Source organism: Occallatibacter riparius (assembly GCF_025264625.1).
GTDB lineage: Bacteria > Acidobacteriota > Terriglobia > Terriglobales > Acidobacteriaceae > Telmatobacter > Telmatobacter riparius.
Window position 1 is genome coordinate 2578590 of record NZ_CP093313.1, and the last position, 18340, is coordinate 2596929.

Below are 18340 nucleotides of genomic sequence, written 5' to 3' on the forward strand. Positions count from 1 at the left end.
AGCCCCGGTTCAGTCGAGGAGGAGCGCGTGCGGGCTGCCTGAAGGGAGCGCCTGATACGAAACCCGTCGCTAAGATTTCGAAGGGCGCTCACCAAGACTTCTTCTGCAAGCAGTGAAGTTGTGACCTTTCGCGAGACGGCCCCGATCGCTTTCTAGAAGTTCACCGTTACCTTCGCGGTCAGGGAGCGGGGTGTGACGTAGTGCGTGCCTGAGAACGTTGACAGGAAGTTATAGAGCGCGTAGGTGTTGGTGACGTTCACGGCGGTCAGGTTCATGTCGACCTTGTAGTGGTCGGTGTTGAAGATGTTGTCCTTGCCTACGGTGGTGTCGAAGAGATTGCGCGGAGCTATGCGCGGCGGGGCCTTGTCGTTGTTTCCGGTTCCCGGGGCCGGAATGCTGATCAACGACGAGGAGAACTCCGAGGCGAGGCAGGCGGCGGGGAGTGGGTGCCCCGGCGTAGCGCGCTGCCCGTTGCAGATGAGCCCTGCCTGGAACTGCTGATCGGCGGTGAGTTGGCTCAGGTCCACGGCGGGCTGACCGTTCAGCATTGTTGTGGTGCCATCGCAGGAACTGTTGGGGTCGTGCGAGATCGGGTTCCAGCAGGGCGCGGAACCGGCCACCTGGCCGGAGTCATAGCGCCAGTTGAATCCGCCCCAGAAGCCCTTGATGAAGCGGCCATGCGCGAAGGTGTACTGGAGGTGCGTGGTCTGGTTGAACTTCTCGTCGTGGTCGATGCGGAAGGGAAGCCCAGTCTGGCCCACGGTTGCGCCCGCGCCAGAGACCTGTGGCGGGAAGAACCGCGCTGCCACCGATGACATGACCGAGTACGCGCTGAAGTGGCGGAACTCGGGCACGTCGAGATGAAGTGCGTAGCCGGGGATCTTGGAGTTATGCCAGTCGATGGGGAAGGTAATGGGGGTGCTGCCCAGCACGCTGAAGTCGAAGGCGTTGTGCGTGTACTTCCAGATATATTCGCCGCTGGCGACCAGGTGCCTGCCGATGGCCTGCTGAATGCCGGCATGGAACTCATTGCGGTAGCCGGGCGCGGGGACATTGGAGGCGACACCTGGCGAGCAGCTTAGCAACGGCGAGAGCACGGGATCGGCGCAGCCCTCGCTGGAAAGCACGAGGTTCTCGTTGAAGGGCGTTTCGAGGCTCCGTGCGTAGGACACACTGAGCACAGTGCCGGTGCGCTTGATGTTGTATCCGACGCCGACGCGCGGCTGCGCCTGCTGGGCAGACGAGAGGCCGTTGTAGATGTCGCCACGGATACCGGCGTTGGCGGTCCAGTTGCCGGCCTTGATCTGATCCTGCACGTAAAGGCTCATGATCTTGATGTCGGCGCGACCGGCGTAGTGATAGAAGCCGCCGTTGCGGGTGAGGTCCCAGGGCGACAGCACCGGCAGGTAGTTCGGGTTCGCGCTCACTGCGCCGGCGCACGCTGACTGGCTGGAATAGCCAGCGACGGGGTTCCCGTTCGTGTCGACACAGGGCGCGTTATAGAACGGATCGACGATGCCGAGGCTGTCTCCCTCGCGCAGGAAGGTGGAGTTGTACTCGGCGCCGGCCTTGAAGGTGTGCACGCCGTGGACGTAGGAGATGTTCGCGTTGGCGCCGGTGTTCAGCAGTGAACGGGTCTGCGCGATGGAGGAGGTCTGGAGGTTAGCAGGCCCGCGGTCCGCCAGGGGATTGCCGCTGGGATAGTAGTGGTACTGATCCTTGCGCACGTAGGTGGTGAGGTTGAACACCGAATTGTTGCTGACCACGTGCGTGTAAGTGGGGGCGATGTTGAAGGTGAGGATCTGGGAGCGCTGATCGGCGTTGCCTACATTGTCGAAGACCGGCGTTGCGCTGGAACCGCCGGCAACCACGTTTTGCACGCTCAGATTGTCGTAGGCATTCGGATTCTGGAACCAGGAACGGCTGTAGTTCAGGTTCAGGTGCAGGGAATCAGCCTGGGTGAACGTATAATCGACGCGGTCGAAGAAGTTTTCCTCGTTGCCCTTGTCGTGCATCACGGCGAACTCCTGGGGATCGAGGAAGCGTCCGGTGTTCATGCCGTCGAGCTCGAGGAAGTTGCCCCAGTTCTTGCGGCCGTAGGAGAGGTCGAAGTTGGCGGTCGCGGTGCCGAAGCTTCCGTAGGAGGTGCTGAAGCTGCCGGTGGGCTTGGTGACTCCCTGGCCGGAGCGGGTGGTGGCGACGATGACCAGGCTGGTCTTGCCGCCGTACTCGGCCGGCGGCGCGCCGGAGATGACCTCGAGCGACTGGATGGAGTTGCTGGGGATCTGGTTGGAGAAGACTTTGCTCTGCTGGTCAGTGATGGACTGTCCGTCTACGGAGAAGGAGTTCTGGGCGTGATCGCCGAGGCCATGGAAGAGGCCATTCGAGTCGGCGGAGATGCCGGGGGTGGTCTGCGTCACCAGTGAGCTAAGCGAGGATGACTGGCTCTCGAGCGGAACCTTGATGAACAGGTCGCGGTCGACGTCCGTGTGGAATGTGGGGTCGTTCTCGACGAGGTCGCCCGAGCTGGCTTCGACTGTGACGGTGGAGGTCGCCGCGGAGATCTGCAGTACCGGCGTTACGCTGACGGCCACGCTCGAGCGGACGTCGAGAGACTGCTGGAAGCGCTGGAAGCCAGGTGCGCTGATGATCAGCTTGTAGGTGTTGAAGGGGAGGTTGCCGATATCGAACTGGCCGGTAGCATCGGAGGTGACGGTGCGGTCGAGGCCGCTGATGCTGTTGACCAGGCGCGCCGTGGCTCCAGGGATGACGGCGCCGGTGGGGTCGGTGACGGTTCCGTGGACGGTGCCTGCATTTCCGCTTTGAGCAGCGAAGGCTGCCGTCTCCGCGTTAAGGGCATATTGGCAAGAGAATAGAAAGACTGCAGCAAAACTGGTACGAGCGATGGCGCCAAAAGCTGGCATCTGCGATTTCTCCGAAGGGATGGGCCCTGAAAACCAGGGGGAATCTTTACGGCAAACGGACCCGCGGGTGCGGATCACCGGAGCGCCTTCAAAATTCCATCAGCTTCGAATGAGTGCGTTAGATTGGCATTCCTGGGGGAACGCCCTTATGAATCGACCCTGCAATGAAAGCTGAATAAGAAAATGGGGCGCTGCTTCAGCAGGCCGCCGGAGGGGGTCGTGTAAAGAGGGTCGGGTGCCAAGGCCGGAACGCCATGACGACTTGAACCGCCGGAGCGGTGTTTCCCAATTGAACCAGGATCACCAGCGCCGTTGTCATGGCAGCGGGCGCCGCTGCGTGCAGAACGATGCAGAGTTGGCAATGATCCGCGTCTGTGGCGGTGGAGTGGACGTGAGCCACCTGGACTACAGACAGAAAAAGCAGCAAGATCAGACACAAAGCCGCCGCGGCCACCGTAAATGTGCGCCTGCGCCGGTTCGTGCGGTCTAGCTGGAGTTGGTACAAAAGCCTGTAACCCCTCAAACTTCAAGGATACACAAAATTGGATGCCAAAGGCGCAGGAACGTTTACAGACGTTCCGAGGAAAGCATCCCACTTGTTGGACTTACATTCGTCTAAAATGTGACTGCCGCGGGGGCGTTATGGCCAGATTCGCTTTTCTACAGCCGGTTCTTCGTGTCGTTTTTGCTGTTCTGCTGGTTGCTGTGGCTTTGCCGGCCGTGGGGCAGAAGACGCTCCCGCTGAAGCAGGGTGCGCCGGGGGTGCAGACGAACCACCGGCTGATCCTGAAGGACGGCAGCTATCAGATAGTCCGGAAGTACGAGATTGTGGGCGACCGGTGCCGCTATATCTCCGTTGAGCGCAGCGGGGAATGGGAGGAGATGCCGGCCGATCTGATCGACTGGGACGCCACCAAGAAGTGGGATCGCGACCACGTGGAACCGGCCTATAGCAGCGAGTCTGAAGGGATGAAGGCGGCGGAGGAACTGGACAAGGAAGAGGCTGCCCGGCGCGCTGAACAGGACGCACGTATGCCGCAGGTAGCTCCGGGGCTGGAGCTGCCCGACCAGGACGCTGTGTTTGCGCTCGATACGTTCCAGGGCACGCCGGAGCTGGTGGAGCTACAGCCGGCCGAGCTTGCGGTGGATGCCAAGACGCATCATGGGCTCAGCAGCTTCAATCCGATGGCCGCCGCGAAGGCCAGCATTGAACTCCCCGGGTCGCATGCCAAAGTGCATCTGCACGTTAACGATCCGGCGATTTACCTGTCGCTAGATCTCGCCAGCGATGCGGAGGCGGCCTCGCACTCGATGACCGTGTATACGGGCGGCTCGAAGGAGGCGACGAACCGCAAGCGCGGCGCGCACTCCACGCAATCGGGATTCGCCATTGTGCGCGTGTCAGAGCGAAACAAGGTGCGCATTATTGGCGCGCTGCATATCAGCCGCAGCGGCGATGTTTCACAGGAAGAGAATCTTGTGCCGACAAAGGTGGAAGTGCTTCCGGGCAAACACTGGATCAAGGTGACCCCTGCGCAGCCGCTCGAGATTGGGGACTACGCGCTGGTGGAGATTCTTTCGCCGACGGACATTAACCAGACGGTGTGGGATTTCCGCGTCAATCCCATGCTGGGCGATAACACCGGGTCCCTCACGCCGATACTCAAGCAGAACTCGGATAGGCAATAGCGATCGGACGCGAGAATCAGTGGGCTGGCCTCCCCTAATGCAAGAAAGGGGACATGTATGGCGAATGTGTGGAAGTTGTCCTACGCTGAGTTGGCTCACGTGTGCCAGGTGCTTGGAGATGACTCGTCCGCCCAGGTGAGTCACGAGATTCGGGAGGAAGCACGCATCCTTTACGCCGCATGGAAGGACGCGCTGGCGATCGATCTTCACCAGGAAGGCGCAGCCACGAGGCAGGCCAGCATGATGCTGGGCCTGCGCAAGCGGACGATCGAACTACTTTTCAAGTCGGGCGTAGCGGTCTGATGCGACTGCGGCCGGACTGGCTCAGCCGTTTTCGGGCTCTCTGGCCTTGCTGATCCGCACCCGGCGCTTTTCCCACTCTTCCGAGGAGAAGATGCGGGGGCCGACTTCGATGAGCCTCGGCATCATGTTGAAGACTGCGATGCGGGTCCACGGGCGACCACTGCGCTGGCGAAAACCCTTCTCGTTGAGGTCGCTCACGATTGCGGAGTAAGAGAAGTCCTGGGCAAGCAGATCCATCATCAACAGCAGGGTCTGGTTCTCGCCCGGGTGCACCTCGAGCCGCTTGCAGTCGTCGGAGATGCGCAGCCCATAGGGGATTTCTTCGGCGAATGCGCCTTCGGTCGGCGCTTCAGAATCAGGCAGCTCGCGCCGCCATTCGATGTGTACCAATTGCCAGCCCGCTGCTGTTCTCTGGTCTATGATCTCGGGGCTGAACGGACCCGACAGCACATCCCGCACGCGCTCGAAATACGCCATCACACGCCTCCTTGCACCTACTGGGAATGTGCAGGGGCAATTTCGGAGCCAGATTCCGTGGGCGGAGGAAAAAGGCAAGGTGCTGATTTGGTTCAGATTACGGAATCGACCTGAGCGGGAGGGGCGCGGGTGGATGTCCGATTGCAGGGTGGGCTGTCCGCTTCCGCACACCCTCGGGTTGGATCCTGGCGGGCCGGTTGCGGTCCCTGGTCGCCCCAACACGGTTTCGAGTCGGTGCACGGCGACGGGCGCGTGCGCGCGGGGGATTGCGCAAGCGGACGATTTAGGTGCTTGGCGAGGTGCTGGTGAGGACGAGGGTGCTGGAGCTTGATCGGCTGGATCGAATGGGCAGATTTAATTCGTCCTGGCGGATGAGGATATCCGCCAGGACGAGGGTGGGGGAAGGTAATTTAGCTAGGTATAGGGCACACTTTTTATTTAGGTACACCTATAACTCGGCCGCTGAACTTAACGGGTAACTGGACGCCAGTTCGAGCGGATTAAATCTAAGTAACTTAAGAACCGAGTAAGTGGTACGGCAACAAACTAGCGCTGAACTTCGACCGTGAGGGTCAGTTCTTCGGGGACAGCTTTGTTGTTGAGAATTGCGGGAGTCCAGCGGAATTGCCGGACTGCGCTGACGACGCGTTGATCGATCTCGGTTGTGGCGGCGGGATGAAGGATCTGCACGTTCGTTGGGGTTCCGGTCTCGTCCAGGTTCACTTTCAACACGACCCGGGTGGAGCTGCCGATCGTTGTGGGCATCGCGCCAGCGGGAATGCTGAAATGCGCGGTAGAGACGAGGTGCGGGCTGGTAACTCCGGTGGAGATTGGGCGGGAGGATGCGGCAGAGGCGTCGTTCATTTGCGGGGCCGGGGAAGCCGCTGCGGTAAGAGTAAGGGATGAAAGCAGTACGGGGAGTAGTGCACGGCGCATGTTGTACCTCCTTTGCGTTAGTAGTTACCGACACCAGTATTGCCTGAGCTGAAGATGAGAGTCAATGGCTAAGTTGGTTGAAGCCACTTATCAAGCACTTAGGTGCGATATCGTACTTCATCGCGAGACTTGCATGAAGATCTGATAAAGAAATCTGACGGTAATTCATCGGGTATTTATTTCCGTGCCATTGGCACGATGAAGCTCAAGGAAAATCATCGGTGCGCAAAAACGGTATTGCCCTTCATTGCGCGTTATGGCAATATGGTGCGGCCACCCCCGGCGTCATCGTTTCCCCAGCGGCATTCGTTTGTGTTTCGAGCTTCGAGGGTCCAACTCGAAATCGCTTTCCATTCCAATCGAGCGAAGCAATCGTGTGGCGGTAAAGAAATACGAGCACGCTTCGCGATAGACCAATTGGGTTAGGAGCGCTCTATGCCCAGGACGATCAGCCTCGATCCGGTCCTTTCCAGCCGCATTCAATCCGCGATGGATCAACTAAGCAAGTTGCAGCCGGACCTTGCAGCCCGGATTGCAGCTTCAATGAACGACGCGCAGGCGCAGGCTATGCAGGTTTCGCAAACCAGAACTTTGCCGCCTGGTCCCACAGAAACCCACAGTCTGATGCTAGCCAGAAGCGCGATGACGAATGACGCGGAAGGATTCGTCAGCAACCTCGAAGCCGGAATCGTATTCGGCGTTGGACCGGATGGCTCGATCTGGGGCACCAACAAATGGGAACAGTTGGATCCGGGCTGGATCGAGGCGTTTGCGATCTTTCTCGAAAGCCTTCTGCCCATCATCGGTGGCAAGCATCGATTTGTGGATTCGCCTCCAACCATCCAAATCCCAAATCAAGTGAAGATCGCGATGGCGGGGGACTGGGGAACCGGCGAATGGCGTACCGTGAATAACCCTGCGCCCAGCACCAAGGTGGGTGCGGCCATCGCCAAGCTGACTCCCGATGTCACCATTCACCTGGGGGACGTCTACTATTCGGGCACGGCCGACCAGGAGAAGCATCTGCTCGTATCGCTGTGGCCGCAAGGGTCGCTGGGATCGTTCGCGCTCAACTCCAACCACGAGATGTACTCCGGATCGAAGCCCTATTTCAACGCGCTCAGCCAGGCGCCCTTTGCCCAGCAGAACGGATGCAGCTATTTCGCCCTGGAGAACGATAACTGGATCATTGTCGGAATGGACTCGGCTTACTTCTCTGAGGAAGGGGAACTCTACATGAACGGCGTATTGTTCCCGCAGAACTTCCCAAACAAGCAGCAGGCATTCCTCCAGGACAAAGGGCAAGAGGCGATGATGAAGGGCAAGAAGGTGATTGTTCTGACTCATCACAATGGGCTGGACGATCCTGGCGAGAAAACGAACCTGCTGTTCCAGCACGTAACGAACGCGTTTCCAAACAATGATGGACCCGCGTATTGGTATTGGGGACATCAGCACCTTGGAGTGGTCTATCAGCCTCAGGGCCTCGCGGGCGTTCGCTGCCGCTGCTGTGGACATGGGGCGCTTCCCTGCGGTGTAGCGAAGGTTCTGGAGAACCGTCGCCAGGTGATATGGCACGAGAAAGACCTGGCCGGCGACCCCGACATTCCTGAGCGCGTACTCAACGGGTTTGCGATGTTGACGCTCGACGGTCCGAACATTGAAGAAGCCTTCTATGACGAGAATGGCGCCTTGGCGTGGTCGAGTACCCAGGCTGCGTCTGCACCCGCGCTTACTTCCGCTGACTCGTGAACGGTGGTTCGCGCAAAAGTAGAGGGCCCGCTTCTCGTGGGAGAAGCGGGCCTTTCGTTTTGGTGCTTGAGTTTAGTTAGGCTTTCGCGGAAGTCAGGGCGCCGAGATCGGCAGCCATCTTCTCCGTGGTGAAGGCTTCGAGGATGTCGCCTTCCTTCAGATCGCTGAAGCCGTGGATGCCGATACCGCACTCCATGCCGTTGGTGACTTCGCGGACGTCGTCTTTAACGCGCTTGAGGGAGGCGATCTTGCCCTTGTGGATCTGCTCGCCGTCGCGGACGACCTTGATTTCGGCATCGCGGCGGATGACGCCATCGCGAACCGAACATCCAGCAATAGTTCCGACCTTCGGAATTCTGAAGATCTGGAGCACCTGGGCGCGGCCGATGTAATTCTCCTTGAACGTGGGTTCGAGGAGGCCCATCATGGCCAGTCGCATCTCGTCCTGCAGTTCGTAGATGATCGAGTGCAGTCGGATGTCTACGCCTTCCTGCTGCGCCAGTTCCGCGGCCTTGCGCTCGGGTCGCACGTTGAAGCCGATGATGATGGCGTTCGACGCGGTTGCGAGCAGCACGTCCGACTCGGTGATGGAGCCGACGCCCGAGCGGATGACCTTGACGCGCACCTTCTCGGTGGACATGCGGATGAGCGAGTCGCCCAGCACTTCGACCGAGCCGGTCACGTCGCCCTTGATGATGAGCGGCAGGTCCTTCACGCCGGCGGTGCGAATCTGCTCGGCGAGGCCTTCGAGCGAAACACGCGAGCTCTTGGCAAGTTGCGCTTCGCGCTCCTTCATCTTGCGGTAGGAGGCGATGCCCTTGGCCTTGTCGCGATCGCCGACGACGAGGAACGTGTCGCCGGAATCGGGCATGGCTTCGAGACCGAGTACTTCAACGGGGGTCGAGGGTCCTGCTTCTTCAATCGCCCTGCCGCGGTCATCGAACATGGCGCGGACCTTGCCGAAGGTGTTGCCGACGATGTAGCTCTCGTTCAGCTTCAGGGTACCGTCCTGAACAAGAACGGTGGCTACAGCGCCGCGGCCGCGATCGAGCTTGGCTTCGAGTACCGAGCCCACGGCCTTGCGGCCGGGAGTCGCCTTGGGGCCCTTGACGTCAGAGACGAGGCAGATCATTTCGAGCAGTCCGTCGAGGTTCACGCGCTTCTTTGCTGAGACCTTAACGTAGGGTGTGTCGCCGCCCCAATCGTCGGGAGTGAGACCGCGATCAGCAAGCTGCTTCATCACGCGGTCGGGGTTGGCTTCGGGCTTGTCGATTTTGTTGATGGCCACGATGATCGGCACGTCGGCAGCCTTGGCGTGATCGACGGCTTCGAGCGTCTGCGGCATGACGCCGTCATCCGCTGCAACAACGATCACAACGATATCTGTGACCTTGGCGCCGCGGGCACGCATGCGGGTAAACGCTTCGTGACCCGGGGTGTCGAGGAAGACGATTTCGCGGCCGGAGGCGGGCGAGCCTTCCTTGGTGAACTTCACCTTGTAGGCGCCGATGTGCTGTGTGATGCCGCCGGCTTCGCCGGCTGCAACGTCGGTCTCGCGGATCGCGTCGAGCAGGCTGGTCTTACCGTGGTCGACGTGACCCATGACTGTGACCACAGGCGCACGCGGCACTTCGACCATGTCGGTCTTGTCGGCCTCGAGCACCTCTTCGATGGCCTGATTCTCGAGTTCTTCTTCATAGGTGATGACGTTGGCTGCGGCGCCGAAGCGGGCGGCGACGTCCTTCACCGTGTCGGCGTCGAGGGTCTGGTTGACGGTGACGAAGATGCCGCGCATGAGCAGGATCGCGATGAGGTCCTTGGCGCGAATTTCGAGCTTCTCGGCCAGATCCTTCACGCTGATGCCTTCGGTCACGGTGATTTCACGCGTGATCGGCAGCGGCTCCATGGAGAAGTTGGCTGCCCCGCCAAAACGTGGCGGCGGGACAAAGCCCTTCATCGGGCCTTCCTTGGTCTTGGGGTACTGCTGGCGTCCACGGCCCTTGGGAGCCGAGGGACCACGCGACGGACGCGGAGCCTCGCCTGTAGGCGGCGCGCCGGCGCCCGGAGCACCGAATCCGCCGGGACGCGGGCCACCGAAACCACCGGGGCGGGGTCCGCCAAAGCCAGGACGCTGTCCGAAGCCGGGACGTCCGCCCGGACCACCGGGGCCGCCTGGCGTGAATCCGCCGGGAGCCGAACGCGTGGGATGCTTGGGACGAGGTCCGCCTGCGTATCCGCCCGGCCCACCTTGCGGGCGCTGGCCGAATCCACCCTGCTGCTGTTGGCCTGCGGGAGCGCCGGCGCGACGGTCGAAGATGGGACGGTTGCGCTGCAGATTGCCAGTAGGCGCATTGGCGCCGGGAGCGGCAGGGGGGATAATCGGGGCCTTGTAGACCGGACGCGGGCCGGTCTGCGGCATCACCACGCGGCGAACCGGGGGAGCCGGAGCGGCGGGGGGCGCAACTGGTTCCGCCGGGGCCTGGGGAGCGGGAGCCGGCACTTCGGGCGCTGCTGCAGCTTCGGGCGCGGCCTCCACAACAGGAGCGGGGGCTACTTTGGGCTCCTCGACGGGCGGAGCTTGAACAGGGGCTGGTCCGCTGACAATCTCAGGCGCAACTGGGGCCGGCGCAACCGGAGCGGGCGCGGCAGCCTGCTGAACAGGGGCCGGAGCGGCCGGTGCGGGCGCAGGAGGCGGAGCGACAACGACAGGAGGCTTCGCAGCGACGGGCGCGGCAGCTTCAGGGGCGCGCGGCGAAGCAGGCGGTGCAACGGGCGGCTTGACCACAACCGTGCCGGCGGGCGGCGCCGAAGCGACTGCAGGCCTCACCGCAGGAGCGGCTCCCGCAGGGGGCTTGGCCACAACTGCACCGGCAGGCGGTTTGGAGGCAATGGCCGGAGCCTTGGGAGGCGCAGAAATGATGGGCGGCGCCTGGCGCACGGGGGGCATGATCTTGCGCGGGGCAGGAGGCGCAGCCGGAGTTGCGACTGTCACGGGCGGCTTAGCTGCCACTGGAGCGGCAGGCTTGGCCGGAGGGGCTGCCGGGCGCACAGGCGCATGGCTGCGGCGTGCCGCTTCTTCCTCTTCCTGCTTCTTCGCCAGGATGGCCTTGACCACGTCGCCGGGCTTGTGGACATGCGAGAGATCTATCTTGGGCTGGAGGCCCTGGGGAGCCCGGGAACCTGCGCCGGCCTGACTGGAGCGTGCGGCTCCGCGGCCAAAATGCGAGCGGACCTTGTCCGCCTCGTGGTCCTCAATGGAGCTCGAGTGAGTGAGTTTTCCCTCACCCAGGCCCAATTCCGTCAGTGCGTCAAGAACCTGCCTGCTCTTGACTTCCATCTCGCGTGCGAGATCGTTGATTCGAACCTTGCTCATCCGCCTCTTTTCAGAATCTGCTACCCAAAGCCTTAAGTGCTCATAGCTACCTCATGGCATTGGCTGCTGCTCTTGGAGCTTTCCGTCAGGGAAACTCCATTATCGCCTGATTGGCCGTATTGCACGTTGCGCGATGCGCGCCCCGTGCTACTTGGCCGCTTCATCTTCCTGATCTTCCACTGCCGCTTCTTCGTCTGCGGCTTCATCTTGAATCTCGTGCACCAGGTCGTCTTCGTCCGGCGAGCCCTCAACCTCCGGGGCCAGCGTGTCCTCGACCTCGGCGGTCTCAAGGGGCTCTTCGCCATGCGGCTGTTCGGCTGCCTCGACGACGGCAACGGCGCCTTCCGCGGCGGGCTCGGCCGCCTCCTGCTCGCCGCCTGCTGCTGACGCTGCTTCCGACGCTACTTCTGCTCCGGGCTCGCCTTCTTCAAAGTGCCCGAAATAATGCCTTACAGCTACGCTGATGCGTTCCAGCGTCTTCTCGCCGATGCCCGGGATCTCCTCGAGCTGTTCTGGCGTCATGTCGGCCAGCGATTCGACGGTGGTGATTCCCGCGGCCACAAGTTTTTGGATGATGCCGTCGCCCAGTTCGGTAACCTGTTCGATCGGCGTGGTGGGGCCGCCGGAAAGCGCCTGCATCTGCTGTTCGACTTCCTGGCGCTTCTCTTCTTCGCTCTTGATGTCGATCTTCCAGCCCAGGAGCTTGGCCGCAAGCCGCACGTTCTGGCCCTTCTTGCCGATGGCGAGCGAAAGCTGGGTGTCGTCGACGATGACTTCGAGCTGCTTCTCGCCGAGGTCGGTGATGGAAACGCGGCTTACCTTCGCGGGCTGCAACGCCTTCTCTGCGAAGGTTGTGATCTCCTCAGAGAATTCGATGATGTCAATCTTCTCGCCGCGCAGCTCGCGAATGATCGACTGGACGCGCATGCCCTTCATGCCGACGCAGGCGCCGACGGGGTCGACATCCTTGTCGCGGCTCATGACGGCGATCTTGGTGCGCTCGCCGGCCTCGCGCGCAATGGCGCGGATCACGACGGTGCCATCGTAGATTTCAGGGACTTCCGACTGGAACAGGTTCTGCACCAACTCGGGAGCGGCTCGGCTGACGATGACCTGCGGTCCCTTGGCTGCGCGGTCGACCTTGAGCAGAACCACGCGGACGCGCTCGCCGATGGAGAAGGACTCGAGCCGCGACTGCTCGCGCTTGGGGCAACGGGCTTCGGCTTTGCCGAGGTCGAAGATGGTGTCCTGGCCCTCGACGCGCTTCACCGTGGCGGTGAGCACTTCCTTCTCGCGGTGTGCGTATTCCTGGAAAACCGTGTCGCGTTCGGCTTCGCGGACCTTCTGGAAGATGACCTGCTTGGCGAGCTGCGCGGCGATGCGGCCGAGCGGCGAGGTGTCCTTATACATGCGGATCTCGCTGCCGACCTCGGCGCCGGGAGCCAATTCGTTGGCTTCTTCCAGCGTGATCTGGTTTACCGGATCCTCGACTTCGTCATCGCCGGCGACAACGGTCTTGTAGACGTACGCCGTAATCTCGCCCGTCTCCTTGTTGAGCTCGCCGCGCATGTTTTCCTGCGTTTTGTAGAACTTGCGCGTTGCCAGGGCGATGGCTTCCTCGACCGCGCCAACCACGATCTCGGGCTCGATGCCCTTCTCCCGGCTGAGAAGCTCGATGCTTTGATACAAGGGACTGGCCATTCTTCCTTACTCTCTTTGCGATACGTTGCGGCGCGGTTAAAGCCGCGCCGGTTTGGGTTCCTCGGGAGATCCGGGGGTGTTACCGCGCCGGATCTTGCTTCAATGCCGCTCAAATCTCGGGGATCAGCTGCGCTTTTTCGATGTTGCTGAGCGCGATGTCCACGGTTGCTACGCCGGTCTTCCGGCTCTTGCTGTTCTGCTTGACTGCGGCCAAGTCGACCGTGATGCCGGGTGCGCCCGGGTTGCCGGTTTCGCTCAGGTCGGGGTGAAAGGCTGTCAGCCGGCCCTGCCAGTGGCGGTTATTGCGGATCGGCTCAAAGGTCTGGATTTTGACCAGGCTTCCGATAAACCGCCCAAATTCCTCAGCTTTGGTCAGCTTGCGATCAAGGCCGGGCGAACTTGCTTCAAGCGTGTACTCGCCGCCCGGGACCAGGTCTTCCACGTCCAGCAGCACGCCAAAGTCGCGGCTGAATTCGGTGCAGTCTTCATGTGTGATGCCGGAGAGCTGTTCGGGGCTCAGAGTGCCCTCGCGCAGCGCCTCGGGTAGTTCGTCGCCTCCGGCGGCAATCTCGCTCTTCAGGCGTTCGCGGCCTTCCGCGTTCTTTTCGAGGAAGACGCGCAGGATGCGGTCCTTGGCTGAGCCGGCGAATTCCACGTCGACAACATCCAGCCCGTGCGAAGCGGCTACCCGCTGCGCAGCGCCACGAATTGCATCCAGTGCGACTGCCATCTGCCTCATTTGCCGCAAGTTGCGGCGGCCGTGCCTTGCTCGTCCGGGCCCTCGTCCCGCTGTGTTCGCCGCGGGTTTTCAAGGGGAATTAGCGCCAAATAAAAAGTGGGCTGTTAGCCCACTCATCTCTCCGCCAGCCGGCAGAATCACGGCAAACCTGGCGGACAAACGCGTCTGCTCAAATAGAATACGTCCGATCGCCTCGGAAATTCAAGCACCTGGGCTGGGTTGGCTGTCGCTGCAGGGCTGAAGCGCCCGGCGACCGATTGAGACCTTCTCCACATACCGGATCCAAAGGGCTGCCAAAATCCCCGACGGCACCAGGCCGATCCAGACGATAGTGATCACGGCCAGCTCGAACGGCAGGGCCATGTCGGCTCCGAAGAGCACAGCGAAAACGGGAAAGCTCGCAAGGGCAAGGCCGCCGGCGATGCCGAGGGTCCAGCGCAGGCCAGATGCGTGTTTCCCCCCTGCGGGTAGTGCGATGGCCGCGAGCAGCATGGTCTTGGCAAGCAGCAGGTAGCCGAGATCTTCGAGCACCAGGAACAGACCGTGCGGATTGTACTGGGTGAGGATCGCGATGCCATCGTGCTCGTGGTGCGTCAGGCTGGGCTGCACGACGAGCACCTGCACGAAGTAGTCGAGCGCGATCAGGGTGGTTGCAGCAGTCGCGCAGCAGATTGCAAGCAGGGTCCAAAGCCGCCGCACTAGGGGGATGCAGAAGTGCATGCAGGCGGCGAGCGTCATGAAGAGCGGAGCTAGCGTGATGCCCGGCAGCATCCACCAATAGTCGCGGGGGAAGAACCGGCCCGCGTCGATGTAGGGATAGGCTGTGCAGTTGGCGGTGCACCAGGCACCCGAGCGGGGTGGCGTGATGATGCCGAGCCCGAAACCCGCGGCTGCCATGGCGGCAAGCAGCAGTCCCACGGCGAAGCCCAGGCGACGTGCGATTGCCGCTGCGGGATTTGCCTGGATCGAAGGGTTGGAGACCTGGGTAGCCATGCGCCTCCTTCAGAACGGAGCGGTTGGCGGCCTCAGAGGAAGCGCTGCCAGCATACGTCCAGTTCCGTCGACGGGCAAGAGGAGAGGGGAGTCAGCCGCACCGCAGGTGCCCTATCATCGAGTCATGGCAGACACTTTGACAGGTTTGACCACCTTTACCGATCACGCCCGAATTCTGGAACACGCCAAGAACGCCGCTGTTGAATATCTGAATGGCGTCCATAACCGCTCCATTGCCCCAGCGGCAGCGGCTATCGCCGCGCTCGACCAACTTGGTGGGCCGGTGCCGGAATCGCCGAGCGATCCGGATGCCGTGCTGGCGCTGCTCCATCAATATGGATCGCCGGCCACTATTGCGAATGGTGGTGGGCGCTACTTCGGATTCGTAAACGGCGGATGCGTTCCGGCCGCCATGGCCGCCGGCTGGATGGTGAACGCGTGGGACCAGAACGCCGCCATGCATGTGCAGTCGCCCGCCGCGGTTGGTATTGAAGAGATCGCCATCGAGTGGGTGCGCCAGCTTCTGGGGCTTCCCGACGGGACCGCGGGGGCGGTGGTGACCGGCGCGACCATGGCTAACTTCTGCTCGCTGGCTGCCGCACGGCATGCGCTGCTGGAGCGCGCGGGATGGGACGCTGAGAACGACGGCCTGTACGGTGCGCCAGAGCTGACCGTTGTGGTCGGCGAAGAGGCGCACTCGTCGGTAATCAAGGCACTAGGCATGCTAGGACTGGGCCGCAGGCGGGTGCTGCGCGTACCGGTGGACGGCGAAGGCCGCATGAGGGCCGATGCGCTGCCGCATCTGAACGAGCGGACCATTCTGGTGCTGCAGGCCGGCAACGTGAACACCGGTGCGTTCGATCCTGCCGCAGCGATATGTCCGGAGGCGAGGGCCGCCGGAGCATGGATCCACGTGGATGGAGCTTTTGGCTTGTGGGCAGCGGCGTCGCCCAAATATGCGCACCTGACGCATGGATACGATATGGCCGACTCGTGGGCCACTGACGCGCATAAATGGCCGAACGTGGGCTATGACTGCGGCATCGCGCTGCTGAGGGAGCCTGCGGCACTGCGGGGTGCGATGGAAGTGAAGGCCGCTTATCTGCATCCGGTGGAGGAGGTCCGCGAACCTGTGCACTACAACCCTGAGCTTTCGCGGCGCGCGCGGGGGGTGGAGTTGTGGGCGGGACTTCGATCGCTGGGCCGCGCCGGGATCGCGGAGATCGTGGAACGCACCAGCCGGCACGCCAGCCATTTCGCCGAAGGGCTGCGGGCCGCGGGCTTCCGCGTGTTGAACAAGGTGGCGATCAACCAGGTGCTGGTCGATTTCGGCTCGGCCGAGAAGACGCTGCGGACCGTCGCGGCTCTGCAAGAGGAAGGCACGTGCTGGTGCGGGTCGACTGTGTGGCAGGGGCATACGGCCATGCGGATCAGCGTGTCATCGTGGGCGACTACGGATGAGGATGTGGAGCGGAGTTTGGCGGCGATGATTGCGGCCGGGCGATAAGAATTTCTCCCGTAGCGTCCGCCTCTCAGCAGCCATGCAGCGCACGATGGGCCTTGCACTCTTTCAGCAGAGCTTCGAGATCCGCGGCCAGCCTCCTCTCTTCTTCAAACAATGGGCGGATCTGATCCCATGGCCACTTGTCGAGCCGCGCTCTTACTGTTCTGGAGAGAATCGCGTTCAACTTTGCCAAGCCGATCATGATGGCCCAATGCAGCCGGTCACGCTCCTGGCAGGGGACCGCGGAGGCGGGAGGGGCAGTTTTTGCAAAGTCGCCGATGCCTGAGACATCCTCGAGATCCCATTTTCCCGGCGGAGCGCCGCTGCTTTCATACCTCTGGCGACGCGACCGTTCCTGCTCAAGACGAGACTGTTCCCGGACGGACTGGGAGGATTCTCTCTCGAGCCGCGACCGCTCCCGCACAAGCTTTGATTGTTCGATGACAGCTCGGGCCTGCTCCTCAAGGAGGTTGGAAGCCGCCGTGACCCGGCGGGCCTCGTCGCGGGTCGCGCGGCAGGCGCGGATCAGCAGATCGAGTTCGCCAAGCCATCCAGCCGGCGAACGCTCTGCTGGAACAACAAGGTCGAAGATTGATGGGTCCGGCTGTCGCCCTGAACCGGCGAAGAAGACGAAGGGAATCCTGCGGCGCTCACGGGCGATCAAAACCGGATCGTATAGCAACGGCTCCCACGCTCCGGAGACCGCCACTGCTGCCGCATCTGGATCTTCGACGTGTATGTGCATCTCGCCCGGCGAGCCAAACGCATCCACCGAGTAGCCGGCGCTTTGAAGCATCGGGATGCAGCGACGAGTGTCCTGACCGAAAAAAAGAACCTTGGCTGCCACGTCGATCACCAGTGGGACATCCAGAAGCCATCCGGCCGCTGGGGGAAGACACGAGCATACAGACCTGCGCCCCGCACGCGCTACCATGGCCTTTCAGCCATGGATCCTGCCGGTTCCCAACCCGTCTCCCGGACCGATAGCGAATCGCTGATCGCCGCACTCGAGCACGGCGCGGTCGCCGGTGATCCATTGGGTCGCGCGGGCGTGTTCGGTCCTGACTCGGCCAGTTGGAAAATCAACCGGGAGTCGGCGCTGTTTCTCGGCGCGGGGCGGGCGGCGCTGCTACAGCTTGCGCATCCATGGGTGGCCACGGCGCTCGATCAGCACTCCAACGTGATGGAGCGCCCGGTCGCGCGCTTTCACTCAACGTTCCGCATTGTGTTCACGATGATCTTCGGCTCGGTTGCGCAGGCGACGGCCGCGGCGCGCCATTTGTACGAAGTACACACGTACATTCAGGGCGAGATGGCGGCGGACGTCTCTCGTTGGCGGCGCGGTTCGCACTACCAGGCCAATGAGGTTGCCGCCCTGCGGTGGGTGTTTGCGACGCTGATTGAGAGCGCGGTGCTGGCGTATGAGACGGTTCTGCCGCCGCTCACGCCTGCGGAGCTGGGCGCCTATTATGCCGACAGCGTCAGGCTGGCGGGCCTGTTCGGAATTCCGCCGGGCGCTCTCCCGGGGGATTGGGAGAGCTTTCTGATTTACTGTCGCGGAATGGAAGAGTCCGATGAGCTGGGCGTGACGGACTCGGCGCGCAGGATGGCGCATGACCTGTTGCGCGGGGCGAATGCGTGGATCAAGCCTCCGCGGTGGTATCGCGCGCTAACGACGGGCTGGCTTCCGGGGCGGTTCCGCAGCGAGTTTCAATTGCCATTTGGCGCGGAGGAAGAACGGGCGGTGGCTGCTGCGCGCGCACGTCTGCCCCGTTACTATCGCCGGTTGCCGAGGAGAGTTCGATTCGTTGGGCCATGGCAGGAGGCGCAGGCGCGGATCGGCGATCGCGGCACGGGGTTCGTCGCCCGGCTCAGTAATCGATTCTGGATCGGCGAGCCGGCGATGCCGTTCGCGTCCTGATTCCTTTTGCGCGCGGCCGCCATGAGCG

Annotated in this window: 13 protein-coding genes; 5 read left to right on the forward strand and 8 right to left on the reverse strand. The window is 62.2% G+C overall.

What is annotated here, in order from left to right:
- Positions 1-152 precede the first annotated feature (152 nt).
- The gene (locus tag MOP44_RS10365; protein ID WP_260795962.1) at positions 153-2924 is read right to left on the reverse strand and encodes a TonB-dependent receptor; all 2772 of its coding nucleotides are present in this window, start codon (positions 2922-2924) and stop codon (positions 153-155) included.
- Positions 2925-3566: 642 nt separating this feature from the next.
- On the opposite strand from MOP44_RS10365, the gene MOP44_RS10370 reads away from it, so the two are divergent.
- Both MOP44_RS10370 and MOP44_RS10375 read left to right on the forward strand, forming a co-directional pair.
- Positions 3567-4613 (forward strand): hypothetical protein, encoded by a 1047-nt coding sequence (locus MOP44_RS10370; RefSeq protein ID WP_260795963.1) that lies wholly within the window; start codon positions 3567-3569, stop codon positions 4611-4613.
- 57 nt (positions 4614-4670) lie between these two features.
- Entirely contained in the window at positions 4671-4916 is a 246-nt protein-coding gene (locus tag MOP44_RS10375) for a hypothetical protein (RefSeq protein WP_260795964.1), read from the forward strand.
- Between the two features lie 21 nt (positions 4917-4937).
- On the opposite strand, the gene MOP44_RS10380 is transcribed toward MOP44_RS10375, so the two are convergent.
- Together MOP44_RS10380 and MOP44_RS10385 are read right to left on the reverse strand one after the other, a co-directional pair.
- Positions 4938-5393: a recombinase family protein gene (locus MOP44_RS10380; protein ID WP_260795965.1), complete on the reverse strand. Its 456-nt coding sequence runs from the start codon at positions 5391-5393 to the stop codon at positions 4938-4940.
- 546 nt (positions 5394-5939) lie between these two features.
- A complete protein-coding gene (locus tag MOP44_RS10385) occupies positions 5940-6329 on the reverse strand; it encodes an energy transducer TonB (RefSeq protein ID WP_260795966.1) in 390 nt (129 codons plus the stop codon).
- A 435-nt stretch (positions 6330-6764) separates the two neighbouring features.
- Here MOP44_RS10385 and MOP44_RS10390 point away from each other — a divergent pair, with 435 nt between their 5' ends.
- Entirely contained in the window at positions 6765-8081 is a 1317-nt protein-coding gene (locus MOP44_RS10390; protein ID WP_260795967.1) for a metallophosphoesterase family protein, read from the forward strand.
- A 76-nt stretch (positions 8082-8157) separates the two neighbouring features.
- Here MOP44_RS10390 and infB read toward each other — a convergent pair whose 3' ends face one another.
- From infB to MOP44_RS10410, 4 genes are all read right to left on the reverse strand, one after another.
- Complete coding sequence (infB, locus tag MOP44_RS10395) at positions 8158-11454, reverse strand: translation initiation factor IF-2 (protein ID WP_260795968.1); 3297 nt, start codon at positions 11452-11454, stop codon at positions 8158-8160.
- 147 nt (positions 11455-11601) lie between these two features.
- Positions 11602-13155, reverse strand: a complete 1554-nt coding sequence (gene nusA / locus MOP44_RS10400; protein ID WP_260795969.1) for a transcription termination factor NusA — start codon at positions 13153-13155, stop codon at positions 11602-11604.
- 109 nt (positions 13156-13264) lie between these two features.
- Positions 13265-13885 carry a ribosome maturation factor RimP gene (locus MOP44_RS10405; protein ID WP_260795970.1) on the reverse strand — a complete coding sequence of 207 codons (621 nt, stop codon included), beginning with the start codon at positions 13883-13885 and terminating at the stop codon, positions 13265-13267.
- A gap of 210 nt (positions 13886-14095) precedes the next feature.
- Positions 14096-14887 carry a hypothetical protein gene (locus MOP44_RS10410; protein ID WP_260795971.1) on the reverse strand — a complete coding sequence of 264 codons (792 nt, stop codon included), beginning with the start codon at positions 14885-14887 and terminating at the stop codon, positions 14096-14098.
- Positions 14888-15011: 124 nt separating this feature from the next.
- Between MOP44_RS10410 and MOP44_RS10415 the strand changes: the two genes are divergently transcribed.
- Positions 15012-16394: a pyridoxal phosphate-dependent decarboxylase family protein gene (locus tag MOP44_RS10415; protein ID WP_260795972.1), complete on the forward strand. Its 1383-nt coding sequence runs from the start codon at positions 15012-15014 to the stop codon at positions 16392-16394.
- 25 nt (positions 16395-16419) lie between these two features.
- Here MOP44_RS10415 and MOP44_RS10420 read toward each other — a convergent pair whose 3' ends face one another.
- On the reverse strand, positions 16420-17247 hold the full coding sequence (locus MOP44_RS10420) for a hypothetical protein (RefSeq protein ID WP_260795973.1): 828 nt from the start codon (positions 17245-17247) through the stop codon (positions 16420-16422).
- A 90-nt stretch (positions 17248-17337) separates the two neighbouring features.
- Between MOP44_RS10420 and MOP44_RS10425 the strand changes: the two genes are divergently transcribed.
- A complete protein-coding gene (locus MOP44_RS10425; RefSeq protein WP_260795974.1) occupies positions 17338-18312 on the forward strand; it encodes an oxygenase MpaB family protein in 975 nt (324 codons plus the stop codon).
- Positions 18313-18340: the final 28 nt, after the last annotated feature.

Coding starts and splice junctions, on each gene's coding strand:
- MOP44_RS10365 (WP_260795962.1), bottom strand. CDS start 2,924: ATGCCAGCTTTTGGCGCCATCGCTCGTACCAGTTTTGCTGCAGTCTTT.
- MOP44_RS10370 (WP_260795963.1), top strand. CDS start 3,567: ATGGCCAGATTCGCTTTTCTACAGCCGGTTCTTCGTGTCGTTTTTGCT.
- MOP44_RS10375 (WP_260795964.1), top strand. CDS start 4,671: ATGGCGAATGTGTGGAAGTTGTCCTACGCTGAGTTGGCTCACGTGTGC.
- MOP44_RS10380 (WP_260795965.1), bottom strand. CDS start 5,393: ATGGCGTATTTCGAGCGCGTGCGGGATGTGCTGTCGGGTCCGTTCAGC.
- MOP44_RS10385 (WP_260795966.1), bottom strand. CDS start 6,329: ATGCGCCGTGCACTACTCCCCGTACTGCTTTCATCCCTTACTCTTACC.
- MOP44_RS10390 (WP_260795967.1), top strand. CDS start 6,765: ATGCCCAGGACGATCAGCCTCGATCCGGTCCTTTCCAGCCGCATTCAA.
- infB (WP_260795968.1), bottom strand. CDS start 11,454: ATGAGCAAGGTTCGAATCAACGATCTCGCACGCGAGATGGAAGTCAAG.
- nusA (WP_260795969.1), bottom strand. CDS start 13,155: ATGGCCAGTCCCTTGTATCAAAGCATCGAGCTTCTCAGCCGGGAGAAG.
- MOP44_RS10405 (WP_260795970.1), bottom strand. CDS start 13,885: ATGGCAGTCGCACTGGATGCAATTCGTGGCGCTGCGCAGCGGGTAGCC.
- MOP44_RS10410 (WP_260795971.1), bottom strand. CDS start 14,887: ATGGCTACCCAGGTCTCCAACCCTTCGATCCAGGCAAATCCCGCAGCG.
- MOP44_RS10415 (WP_260795972.1), top strand. CDS start 15,012: ATGGCAGACACTTTGACAGGTTTGACCACCTTTACCGATCACGCCCGA.
- MOP44_RS10425 (WP_260795974.1), top strand. CDS start 17,338: ATGGATCCTGCCGGTTCCCAACCCGTCTCCCGGACCGATAGCGAATCG.